General features: G+C 62.0%; 13 protein-coding genes. 3 read left to right on the top strand and 10 right to left on the bottom strand.

Annotation, left to right across the window (positions count from 1 at the left end; all coding sequences use genetic code 11):
• Both ACIOMR_RS15085 and ACIOMR_RS15080 read right to left on the bottom strand, forming a co-directional pair.
• The gene (locus ACIOMR_RS15085) at positions 1 to 345 is read right to left on the bottom strand and encodes a hypothetical protein (RefSeq protein WP_177009771.1); all 345 of its coding nucleotides are present in this window, start codon (positions 343 to 345) and stop codon (positions 1 to 3) included.
• A 300-nt stretch (positions 346 to 645) separates the two neighbouring features.
• Positions 646 to 1,551 carry a hypothetical protein gene (locus ACIOMR_RS15080; protein ID WP_003219728.1) on the bottom strand — a complete coding sequence of 302 codons (906 nt, stop codon included), beginning with the start codon at positions 1,549 to 1,551 and terminating at the stop codon, positions 646 to 648.
• 368 nt (positions 1,552 to 1,919) lie between these two features.
• On the opposite strand from ACIOMR_RS15080, the gene ACIOMR_RS15075 reads away from it, so the two are divergent.
• Both ACIOMR_RS15075 and ACIOMR_RS15070 read left to right on the top strand, forming a co-directional pair.
• Complete coding sequence (locus ACIOMR_RS15075) at positions 1,920 to 2,603, top strand: response regulator transcription factor (protein ID WP_003219726.1); 684 nt, start codon at positions 1,920 to 1,922, stop codon at positions 2,601 to 2,603.
• On the top strand, positions 2,581 to 3,978 hold the full coding sequence (locus ACIOMR_RS15070) for a cell wall metabolism sensor histidine kinase WalK (RefSeq protein WP_008435962.1): 1,398 nt from the start codon (positions 2,581 to 2,583) through the stop codon (positions 3,976 to 3,978). The genes ACIOMR_RS15075 and ACIOMR_RS15070 overlap by 23 nt, the downstream gene beginning before the upstream one ends.
• 126 nt (positions 3,979 to 4,104) lie before the next feature.
• Here ACIOMR_RS15070 and ACIOMR_RS15065 read toward each other — a convergent pair whose 3' ends face one another.
• The 3 genes from ACIOMR_RS15065 to ACIOMR_RS15055 are packed head-to-tail and all read right to left on the bottom strand — an operon-like array spanning position 4,105 to position 6,369.
• Positions 4,105 to 4,521, bottom strand: a complete 417-nt coding sequence (locus ACIOMR_RS15065; RefSeq protein ID WP_102369400.1) for an SRPBCC family protein — start codon at positions 4,519 to 4,521, stop codon at positions 4,105 to 4,107.
• 29 nt (positions 4,522 to 4,550) lie between these two features.
• A complete protein-coding gene (locus ACIOMR_RS15060; protein WP_401194963.1) occupies positions 4,551 to 5,348 on the bottom strand; it encodes an SDR family NAD(P)-dependent oxidoreductase in 798 nt (265 codons plus the stop codon).
• A gap of 16 nt (positions 5,349 to 5,364) precedes the next feature.
• Positions 5,365 to 6,369: an aldo/keto reductase gene (locus ACIOMR_RS15055; RefSeq protein WP_003219721.1), complete on the bottom strand. Its 1,005-nt coding sequence runs from the start codon at positions 6,367 to 6,369 to the stop codon at positions 5,365 to 5,367.
• Between the two features lie 118 nt (positions 6,370 to 6,487).
• Between ACIOMR_RS15055 and ACIOMR_RS15050 the strand changes: the two genes are divergently transcribed.
• Positions 6,488 to 7,429 (top strand): LysR substrate-binding domain-containing protein, encoded by a 942-nt coding sequence (locus ACIOMR_RS15050; RefSeq protein WP_177035703.1) that lies wholly within the window; start codon positions 6,488 to 6,490, stop codon positions 7,427 to 7,429.
• Positions 7,430 to 7,501: 72 nt separating this feature from the next.
• On the opposite strand, the gene ACIOMR_RS15045 is transcribed toward ACIOMR_RS15050, so the two are convergent.
• The 5 genes from ACIOMR_RS15045 to ACIOMR_RS15025 form a co-directional block, all read right to left on the bottom strand.
• On the bottom strand, positions 7,502 to 7,711 hold the full coding sequence (locus tag ACIOMR_RS15045; protein ID WP_080673247.1) for a YXWGXW repeat-containing protein: 210 nt from the start codon (positions 7,709 to 7,711) through the stop codon (positions 7,502 to 7,504).
• Positions 7,712 to 7,948: 237 nt separating this feature from the next.
• A complete protein-coding gene (locus tag ACIOMR_RS15040; protein ID WP_003219717.1) occupies positions 7,949 to 8,425 on the bottom strand; it encodes a periplasmic heavy metal sensor in 477 nt (158 codons plus the stop codon).
• The gene (locus tag ACIOMR_RS15035) at positions 8,422 to 8,853 is read right to left on the bottom strand and encodes a hypothetical protein (protein ID WP_003219715.1); all 432 of its coding nucleotides are present in this window, start codon (positions 8,851 to 8,853) and stop codon (positions 8,422 to 8,424) included. The genes ACIOMR_RS15040 and ACIOMR_RS15035 overlap by 4 nt, the downstream gene beginning before the upstream one ends.
• A complete protein-coding gene (locus ACIOMR_RS15030; protein WP_177040030.1) occupies positions 8,850 to 9,431 on the bottom strand; it encodes an RNA polymerase sigma factor in 582 nt (193 codons plus the stop codon). The genes ACIOMR_RS15035 and ACIOMR_RS15030 overlap by 4 nt, the downstream gene beginning before the upstream one ends.
• Positions 9,432 to 9,478: 47 nt before the next feature.
• Positions 9,479 to 9,799, bottom strand: coding sequence for a YXWGXW repeat-containing protein (locus tag ACIOMR_RS15025; protein WP_003219711.1), 321 nt, complete (start codon positions 9,797 to 9,799; stop codon positions 9,479 to 9,481).
• Positions 9,800 to 9,841 lie beyond the last annotated feature (42 nt).

The raw sequence follows: 9,841 nt of genomic DNA, 5'->3' as shown, positions 1-9,841 counted from the left end.
TCAGCGACGGGGCGGGCGCCAGACGCCGGACGGCGTGCGGTCGGGAATGAAGTCGGAAGAGACGCTGACAACCAGCGCATTGGAAGCAGTCACCGGGGCCTTGAGCACCGGCATCGACAATTGCAGCATGCCGCCGGTCTTGCACTCCTGGCCGGGCTTGCAGCTTTTGCCGTGGTCGGCGGCTGCGCCGTCCTGGCAACAGTCAGGGGCCATGTCGCTCATCATCTGCATGTCGGACATCTGCATCGGGCACGGCTCGGTGCTCGACGGCACACCCGCCATCCCGGTCAGGGGAAGCGCAAGACTCAACAGCAGGACCAGGAAAAAACGCAGATAGCGGCTCATGGGACGGGAGCTTAGCCAAAAGGCGGTTAAGCAACAATTAACAAAATCCGGAGATTTCGCCTTCGCCCGGAATGCAGCAACGACACAAAACAAAATGTGGGAGCGGGCTTGCTCGCGAAAGCGGTGTATCAGCCAGTTCATATGTGACTGATACACCGCTTTTTTCGCCAGCAAGCCCGCTCCCACATGAGGACCGAGCAAGCCTCAGGATCAGTGCATGAAGATCGCGATCAGGATAATGACCGGGATAGGCACACCGAGGAAAAACAGCAGTAATGAGCGCATGACGTTCTCCTTGAATTAACGAACGGAAGTGGTGTGGGGAGTGGTTTCCAGATACACCACGGCATCCCGGCGACGACCACCAAAGGTTGCAGCGAGGCTGGCAAAAAACGCACCGATCAACAGCGCCACGAAGGTCCACAGCGACGTGTAGGCAGCCACTTTTGCAGCCGTGTCGGCAGCCTGCTTGGCTTTCAACTTGGCGTCATCCAGGGCTTTTTGAGCCTGGCCATAGACCTGGTCAACACGCGCCTCGGCATCGGCCTGGCTGAGGTTGGTCCGCTGGCTGATCAACTGTGCAAGGTACGCACGGTCTTCAGGTGCCAGCTGACCATTGTTGCTCACGGTACGAGCGAAGATGCGAGCGACCACACCATGCACCGCGTCATCACTGACGGCGGCCGGGCGATCATCACGGAACAGGCTGTCGACGTAGTAGCCAAAGTCTTCGCCCTTGGAGGCAGCGCCAGCCACCTGGCTCATGCCACTGACGGCACCCGAGGCCACACTGGCACCGGCCTTCACACCACCGCTGACCACACTGCTGACCGAACCGACGATCAGCACCGCCGTCACCAGTGTCGCCACGGCCCAGGCCAGGAAGCCATGGGCGGTGTCGCGAAAGTACACCTCATCGCCGTGCATATTGGCCCATTTCACCCGCAGGCGACCGGCGATGTAACCGCCCATCCCCGACGCGATGATTTGCGTAACCGCCAGCCAGACAATGGTAGAAATGCCAAGCCCTTTGGCGCTGATGCCACTGTCGGCCCACGGCGACACCGCCGAAAAGCCCAGGCCGAAGCCCAGCAGTACCAGAATCAAGGACAGCGCAGCCGCGGCAGCGGCCCCGGCAAAGATCGCGCCCCAGGAAACCCCGGAGAGCGTGCTCGACTCTTGCAGCGTGGATGAGGATGTAATCATTGTTGTTTTGCTCCAGGCATGAAAAATAGTGTTACAAGTCTCAAAAGGGACAGTGCAGGCGACGTGCCAGAAGCTCTAAAATTAAAACATCATATATTTCAACAACTTAATTAAGTTGAACTAATTTGAACCATGCAACTTGCAAGAAATGGCCTGGAGCGGCGGGCGTATTGCATTCCTCGTAGGAAATAACCCGTACGCACCCCATGGCATGCAAAAAACCCTACACACACAGCGTTCGTTCAGATTCAGCGGGTTATGGTGAATTGTGTCGTTTGTGCCTACATAAATTTTTATTTAGGAAGCGGGCTATCATTTCTTGGCAAAATGCCCGCACTTCAGTGTGAATCGCTCACCAGGTAATCCTTATGACCCGCATTTTGACCATCGAGGACGACGCCGTAACGGCCCGCGAGATCGTTGCCGAGCTGAGTAGCCATGGACTGGACGTAGACTGGGTAGACAATGGCCGCGAAGGCCTGGTCCGTGCCGTCAGCGGTGATTACGACCTGATCACCCTCGACCGCATGCTCCCGGAACTGGATGGCCTGGCCATCGTCACCACCCTGCGCACTATCGGCGTATCCACGCCGATCCTGATGATCAGCGCCCTCTCCGATGTGGATGAACGGGTACGCGGCCTGCGGGCCGGTGGTGATGACTACCTGACCAAACCGTTCGCCTCCGACGAAATGGCCGCCCGCGTCGAAGTGCTGCTGCGGCGCAAAAGCACGGTCAAGGAGTTTGAAACTGCCTTGCGCGTGGCGGATCTGGAACTGAATCTGATCAGCCGTGAAGCCAGCCGCGCCGAACAGCCCCTGAGCCTGTTGCCGACCGAATACAAACTGCTGGAATTCCTGATGCGCAACACCGGGCAAATTCTCTCGCGGATGATGATCTTCGAGGAAGTCTGGGGTTATCACTTCGACCCGGGCACCAACCTGATCGACGTGCACATCGGTCGCCTGCGCAAAAAAATCGACCCGCCGGGCCTCACGCCGCTGATCCGCACGGTACGAGGTTCCGGGTATGTCATTGCTGAACCCCTCTAAAGGCTGGCGCTCTTCCAGCAGCCGGCTGCTGGCGCTCTACAGTTCGTTGTTCGTGGCCTGGAGCTGCATCCTCATGGGCGTGCTGTACTACGAGGTGTCCGGTTACCTGGGCGACCTCTCGCGCCACTCCCTGATGCAGCGCCAGCACCTGTTCCAGCGGTTTGACGGCGAAGAGCTGGTGGAAGCCCTGACCACCAGCATGACCTTCGACATGAAGGGCGTTGACGCCTACGGCCTGTTCGACAATCAGTTCAACCCCATCAGCGGCCCGATCCGCGTGATACCGCCCGACCTGCCAATGGACGGGCACATCCACGCCCTGGCCAACTGCATCGACTCCGACGACCCGAAACTGCCGCGCGACAGCTGCGACGCCGTAGCCACCCACACCGAAGACGGCCGCTGGCTGATCCTGGTGCGGGCCAACGGCTCGCTGTTCGGCGTGACGCGGATCATCCTGCACGCCTTGCTGTGGGGGATCACCCTGACGATCATTCCCGGCGCGGCTGGCTGGCACCTGCTGCGACGGCGTCCGTTGCGACGGATTCGCGGGATCCAGGCGAGTGCCGAAGCCATCGTGGCCGGCGACCTGACCCACCGTCTGCCATTGTCCGACCGCCGCGACGAACTGGACATGCTGGCGGCCATCGTCAACGCGATGCTCGACCGCATCGAGAAGCTGATGAACGAGGTCAAGGGCGTGTGCGACAACATCGCCCACGACCTGCGCACCCCGCTCACACGCCTGCGGGCGCAGCTGTACCGAATCCAGCAACAGGCTGATGAAGACGCGCCCCACGCCCTGCAACTGGACGCGGCCATCGCCGAGACCGACACCTTGATGGCGCGTTTTCGCGGCCTGCTGCGGATTTCCGAACTGGAAGACCATCAGCGCCGCTCGGGCTTCCTGGTGCTTGATCCCCTGCCCTTGCTGCAGGAACTCCACGACTTCTACCTGCCCCTGGCAGAAGAAGGCGAGATGGAACTGCTGCTGCAAGTGCCGGACTCATTGCCCTGGATCACCGGTGACCGCGCGCTGCTGTTCGAAGCCCTGGCCAACCTGCTGAGCAACTCGATCAAGTTCACCCCGCCGGGCGGCGAAGTGATTTTGCGCGGCGTGAACGATGCCGGCAGCACCCGCATTGAAGTGCTCGACTCCGGCCCCGGGATTCCCGCAGCTGAACGTGCGGCAGTGTTCCAGCGGTTTTACCGGGTGGACGAAGGCAATCAACAGCAAGGCGGGTTTGGCTTGGGGCTGTCGATTGTCGCCGCGATCATCAACCTGCACGGTTTCAAACTGGAAGTCGGCAGCAGCGAACGAGGCGGCGCAAAGCTGATCCTCGAATGCCGCCAACAACTGATGCCCGAAGCCTGAAGCCTGAAGAACACCACAAAACCAATGTGGGAGCGGGCTTGCTCGCGAATGCGGAGTGTCAGTCAACCCATCTGGCACTGATCCACCGCATTCGCGAGCAAGCCCGCTCCCACATTTGATCTTCATTCAGCCCGGAAAATTACCCCGCAACGCATCCAGCCCACCGCTGTAGACACCGCTGAACAACTCCTCCACCGCCGCATCCGTCACACCGGCCACCGGAGTGAACACGCCCGACCAGGTCACCTTCGCGGAGCTGTCACCCAGCGCCTCAACCTTCAACGTCGCCAGATACTCACTCACCGGAAACGGCGACTCGCTGATCGAATAACTGTAGGTACGCGCCGCATCATCAAAGCGTTGCAACCGTTCCACCACCACCCCGCCATCCGCCGTTTGCAGGTGGCGCACGCGCCCGCCTTCACTCGGCTCGCTCTTGACGATAAAGGGCAGCCAGTCCGGCAGCGAATTGAAGCCGCCGACCAATTGCCAAACCTGTTCGGCCGAAACCGGGATTTCAATAACAGCAGATGCTTTTGCCACGATTAACACTCCAAACCATTCAAGAAAAATCAGATCGCCATGCTGTCGACAACACCGCCGTCGACCCGCAACGCGGCACCGGTGGTGGCAGAGGACAACGGTGAAGCAATGTACGCCACCAGATTCGCCACTTCATCCACATTCGCTGCGCGCTGGATGATCGACGTCGGCCGCGCATTGCGCACAAACACATCGGCCTCGTCCCGCGCACTGCGCCCGGACTTGGCCACGGCGTCCTTGAGCATGTGCTCCAGGCCATCGGTAAAGGTCGGCCCCGGCAGGATCGAATTGACCGTCACCCCGGTGCCCGCCAGGCGTTTGGCCAAGCCATGGGACACCGCCAGGTTGGCGCTTTTGGTCACGCCGTAATTGATCATGTCAGCCGGCGTTGCCACCCCGGATTCCGACGACACAAAGATCACCCGGCCCCAGCCCTGCTCGACCATGCCCGGCGTGTAATGCCGCGACAAACGCACACCGGAGATCACGTTGACCTCGTAGAAACGCGTCCACTCGCTGTCGGGGGCGTCGAAGAAATCGACGTCGTTGAAGATCCCGAGGTTGTTCACCAGGATGTCGGCGCGCGGCTCGGCGGCGAACAGCTTTTCAGCGCCCTCGGCCGTACCGAGGTCCGCCACCAGCCCACGCAGATCCGCGCCGGGCACGGCCTGGCGAATGGTCGCCAGCGCCTCGTCGACCTTGCCCGATTCACGCCCGATCACCACCACCGTAGCGCCGGATTGCGCCAGCGCCTGGCTGATGCCCAGGCCTATGCCGGCGGTGCTGCCACTGACGATTGCGACTTTGCCACTGATATCAATTTTCATGTTCGCGTTCCTGTGGTTAGAGCGGCAGCGGTGCACGGGCCGAAATCAATCGTGCCTCGCGCAGGGCCTGCCAAAAGGCTGCGGGAATCTTCTCTGACAACGCCGCGACGTCTTCAGCAATGCGCCCCGGACGACTGGCACCCGGAATCACTGCCGCCACTGCCGGGTGGGCCAGGGAGAATTGCAGTGCAGCGGCTTTCACACTCACGCCATGGGCCGCGGCAATCGCCTTGATCTGCTCGACCTTGCTGATGATCGCCGGGCTGGCTTTCTGGTACTCAAAATGTGCGCCGCCCGCCAGGATCCCGGAGCTGTAAGGGCCACCGACCACGATCTCGACGTTCTGCGCCTGGGCTGCATCCATCAAGCGCTGCAAGGCGCGTTCATGGTCGAGCAAGGTGTAGCGACCGGCAAGCAGGAAACCGTCGGGCTGGGCTTCGGCCAGGTCCAGGGTCAACTCGCAAGGCTCGACCCGATTGACGCCCAAGCCCCAGGCCTTGATCACGCCTTCTTCACGCAGGCGGGTCAGCACCTTGAAAGCACCGGTGCGCGCCTGATTGAAGTAGTCCAGCCATTGATCGCCGTAGAAATCCTGGGCGATGTCGTGAATCCACACGATGTCGAGGCGGTCGGTTTGCAGGCGGTTGAGGCTGTCTTCGATGGAGCGCAGGGTGGCATCGGCGCTGTAGTCGTTGACCATCTTGTTCGGCCGGCCATGTTCAAACACGCCGCTTTTCTCGCCGAGGTCGCGGGCGCTTTCTTCCACTTCATCCAGGATCACCCGGCCGACCTTGGTGCTGAGCACATAGTCGTCACGGTTGTACTTGGACAGGGCCTGGCCCAGGCGGATTTCCGAGAGGCCCGAGCCGTAGAACGGGGCGGTGTCGAAGTAACGCACGCCCTGGTTCCAGGCTGCTTCAACGGTGGCTTGCGCCTCCTCTTCAGGAATCGCACGGAACATGTTGCCCAAGGGGGCGGTGCCAAAACCCAGCACGCCGGGCAGTTTGTCTTTCAAGCTCATGGGGTAAATCCTCAAGATTGTTCAAGGTCGCTGTGTTGACCGTTGAGCAGATCGTAGATTGCAGAGATCGGACCGTCCAAGACATACTGCGACCAACTTGAGTCCCTTAAGGTCTGACATGATCGACTTCCGCCAATTGCGCTACTTCGTTGTAGTCGCTGAAGAAGAACACGTGGGGCGTGCTGCCGAACGGTTGCACATCTCCCAATCGCCCCTGAGCCGGCAGATTGCCCAATTGGAAGAGCGCCTGGGCCTGACCCTGTTCGAGCGCAGCCAACAGCGCATCCGCCTGACCCGCGACGGCCAGACGTTCCTCGCCGAAACCAAGGCGCTGCTGACCCACGCCAACCGCCTGGAGTCATTGGGCCGGCGATTGGGCAAAGGCGAAGAAGGCGGACTGTGCATCGGCTACATCGAAAACGCCATGCACGCGGGGGTGCTGCCCAACGCCCTGAAGGTACTGCGTGACGCGCGGCCCAACGTGCATATCGCCCTGTACAACCTGCCCTCCGCCGAACAGCTGGAAGGCCTGCGCCAACGCAGCCTGGATATCGCTCTGGTGGGTGAACCACCGGCGGCGGATGACCCGGACCTGATGGCATTGCAAGTGCTGGACGATCCGATGCTGCTGGCGCTGCCCGAGCAGCATCCGCTGGCCAGCGTCAGCGAGTTGCTGCCTGAGCATCTGGCCGAGCAGCAATGGATTGGCGTGCAGCGCAAAGCGGGTGCAAACCCGGCGGATGACTTTGTTGCGGCGTGCATTCGGGCAGGGTTTACCCCGCAGATTCCGATGGAAGCCAGCGAGCCGTTTACCGCGTTGGGATTGGTAGCGTCGGGGTTGGGTGTAGCGATGGTGCAGAAGGGTCTGAGCCGCAATGCGCCACCGGGTGTGGTGTTGCGAGAACTGCCGTGGCTGACCTACACCACGCCGCTGTGGGCGGCGTGGCATCGGATCAACTTGCGGCCGCTGGTGGAGACATTCAGGAAAGTCCTGACAGAGCCCCTATCACCTGTGGGAGCCGGGCTTACCCGCGATGCAGGCACCTCGGTCTGTCAGTAACACCGCGGTGACGCCATCGCAGGCAAGCCAGCTCCCACAGGGTTTAGGTGTCGCAGTTGAACGTGTGGTGGATCAGTACCGCCAATGCCCCGGCACCCATAACCACTGCCCGTTCCCCCAGCGATAGTGCCCCCGCACCCACTGATACCCTGGCGCCGGCGCCACCGGCACCACCTCGACCAAAGGCGGCGGACGCCGCGGATGAACAGGCTCGACAATACAACCGGACAACGCAGCCGCCATCAACGTGGCGGCCAGCGTAGCTTTGAATAGGCGGGACATGGCACGGTTCCCCAATGAGATTGGCCTTCGCCTGAGTGGCGGGCCTACCCGGGTTAAACGCCGCGACCCGGGAAAATCCGTCGCCCGTCTCGGTTATTAATGCTCGTTCCCACGCTCTGCGTGGGAACGCATACCGTGACGCTCCGCGTCACCACTGCGCAAGACTTGAACCTTGCATCGCCAACTGGACGCAGAGCGTCCGGGGCGGCGTTCCCACGCAGAGCGTGGGAACGATCATCAGTGGCTCTTGGCGACCTTGCCCTTCGCCTGCCCCTTCATATACAACGCCTCCACCAACCGCTGGCGCTCATCCCGGGGCAAGGTGCTGGCGAACTGCGCCAGGGTGTTGTCCACCAGCGCCCTGAGCGCCATGTCCGCCTCCCGGGCCTTGCCCAAATCCGTCACCAACGCCTCACGGTCGAGAGTCGGCGCCTCCAGTTGCTTGATCACGTCCAGCCGCGCCTCGCGCCCGGCAAGTACCAGCGGCTGGCTGTCGGCGCGGTTCTGGCGCAACAACTGGCGCAGTTCCTTGCGCCGTTCCGGCGGCAGCTTGACCATCGCCTGGCGCAGGCCATGCTGGTTAACCACCGCCTCGGCGGGCTTGGTGTTCGCCAACCAATGGTACAAGCCACCGCCGACACCGCCGATCAAAAACACGTTGAACAACACCGACACAACCAGCAGCGGCTTCAGGTACTTGGGTGACGGGGTCATTGCTCGCTTTCCTCGGCGTTGACGGTGAAGACGACTTCGGCGTCGCCCTGGTCGAAGACACTCGGCAGTACTTCAGGGCCAAGCATGGGCAACGGCACGCTCAACGATGCCACCAGGATTCCGGCGGCGACCCCGGCGATGCCCACGCCAACAAAACCGGCCGGCGACAGCCAGCCGGCGTAGCGCGCCCAGAAGGACTGGCGCTGGGGAAACGATTGACGAATCTGCCGCGCCAGCGCCGGGTCGACGGGTGCCAGTTGATAGCCGTCCAGCTGGCCGTCGAGCCATCGCGCCTGATGCAGCACCTCAAGGAGGCTGGCATCGCCTGCATCCAGCAGGGCCTGGGCCTCGGCCTGTTCGGCGCGCGGCCAACGGTGCAAGTGGCCGCCGTAAGCCTCGGCCAATTGGGCAAATCGTTCAGGCGTCATGGTTTTCCCCTTCCTGGGCGGGCGGGCCCGGGTGTGTCGTCAAGGTAACTGCGCAGGTTGCGCCGGGCCCGTGACAGCAAGCTCTCCAGTGCCTCGACGCTGATGTTCATCAGCGCCGCGGCGTCGATATTCGACAGCTCTTGGTAATACTGCAACACAATCGCCTCACGCTGGCGATCAGGCAGCGACGCTAACGCCGCCGCCATGTGCTCACTGCGGGCGGCCGCTTCCAGCTGTTCATCGGGCGCAGGCGCTGTGTCGACCACCTCGCTCATCGCCTCCTCATCGTGCAGCGGGCGCTCCTTGCGCCGACGCAAATGGTCTTGGCACAGGTTGAGTGCCACGCGGTGCAGCCAGGTGTCGAAACGCGCTTCGCCACTGCGCCAGCTTGCAGCCTGGCGCCAGATACGCAGGAAGCTTTCCTGGGCCACGTCCCTGGCCTCGTCGGCATCCCCGAGGATCCGACTGGCGAGCGCGAGCAAACGCGGCAGTTTGCGCGTCACCATTTCGTTGATGGCCGCCGGTTCGTTGTTACCGATGCGGGCCAACAGCTCAACGTCCGGATCAGTGTCTTTCAATAGGGCAAGTCTCGGTCCGGTGGCTAAGGGTCAGGTTGACGGAATGCTCAGCGGATCCAGTGCCCTTCTCTCCAGTACCAGTTGGGGCCGCGCGATTCCCAGTGGCCAGGTTCCCAACGGGCGTTGCGCATCACCGGCTGCCAGTGGCCCGGTACCCAGGCATAACCGCGCCCTTCGTAGCGCCAGTGCCCGCGATCCCACACATAGCCAGGGCGTTCGACGGGAACGGCCTCGACGCGCATCGGCGGTGGCGCTTCGCGGATGATCACTTCGGTCTGGGCAAAGGTCGGCGTGCTGACCAGGGCGGCCAGTGCCAGCGGGATCAACAGGGCATAACGTAATTTGGCCAGCGGTCGTGCAAGTCTCATGACAACTCCTTCATCGGCGATCGCCAGTGATCGCAGTTGTAG

Origin of the sequence: Pseudomonas sp. NPDC087814 (genome assembly GCF_044742865.1) — a bacterium.
GTDB lineage: Bacteria > Pseudomonadota > Gammaproteobacteria > Pseudomonadales > Pseudomonadaceae > Aquipseudomonas.
Note: the sequence above shows the minus strand (reverse complement) of the source record. Positions and strands in the feature narration are given on the sequence as shown.

What these genes read in the sequence shown, in the direction of transcription:
- ACIOMR_RS15035 (WP_003219715.1), bottom strand. Translation starts at nt 8,853, where the DNA reads ATGACGCCTGAACGATTTGCCCAATTGGCCGAGGCTTACGGCGGCCAC.
- ACIOMR_RS15060 (WP_401194963.1), bottom strand. Translation starts at nt 5,348, where the DNA reads ATGAAAATTGATATCAGTGGCAAAGTCGCAATCGTCAGTGGCAGCACC.
- ACIOMR_RS15055 (WP_003219721.1), bottom strand. Translation starts at nt 6,369, where the DNA reads ATGAGCTTGAAAGACAAACTGCCCGGCGTGCTGGGTTTTGGCACCGCC.
- ACIOMR_RS15085 (WP_177009771.1), bottom strand. Translation starts at nt 345, where the DNA reads ATGAGCCGCTATCTGCGTTTTTTCCTGGTCCTGCTGTTGAGTCTTGCG.
- ACIOMR_RS15075 (WP_003219726.1), top strand. Translation starts at nt 1,920, where the DNA reads ATGACCCGCATTTTGACCATCGAGGACGACGCCGTAACGGCCCGCGAG.
- ACIOMR_RS15045 (WP_080673247.1), bottom strand. Translation starts at nt 7,711, where the DNA reads ATGTCCCGCCTATTCAAAGCTACGCTGGCCGCCACGTTGATGGCGGCT.
- ACIOMR_RS15070 (WP_008435962.1), top strand. Translation starts at nt 2,581, where the DNA reads ATGTCATTGCTGAACCCCTCTAAAGGCTGGCGCTCTTCCAGCAGCCGG.
- ACIOMR_RS15025 (WP_003219711.1), bottom strand. Translation starts at nt 9,799, where the DNA reads ATGAGACTTGCACGACCGCTGGCCAAATTACGTTATGCCCTGTTGATC.
- ACIOMR_RS15040 (WP_003219717.1), bottom strand. Translation starts at nt 8,425, where the DNA reads ATGACCCCGTCACCCAAGTACCTGAAGCCGCTGCTGGTTGTGTCGGTG.
- ACIOMR_RS15050 (WP_177035703.1), top strand. Translation starts at nt 6,488, where the DNA reads ATGATCGACTTCCGCCAATTGCGCTACTTCGTTGTAGTCGCTGAAGAA.
- ACIOMR_RS15080 (WP_003219728.1), bottom strand. Translation starts at nt 1,551, where the DNA reads ATGATTACATCCTCATCCACGCTGCAAGAGTCGAGCACGCTCTCCGGG.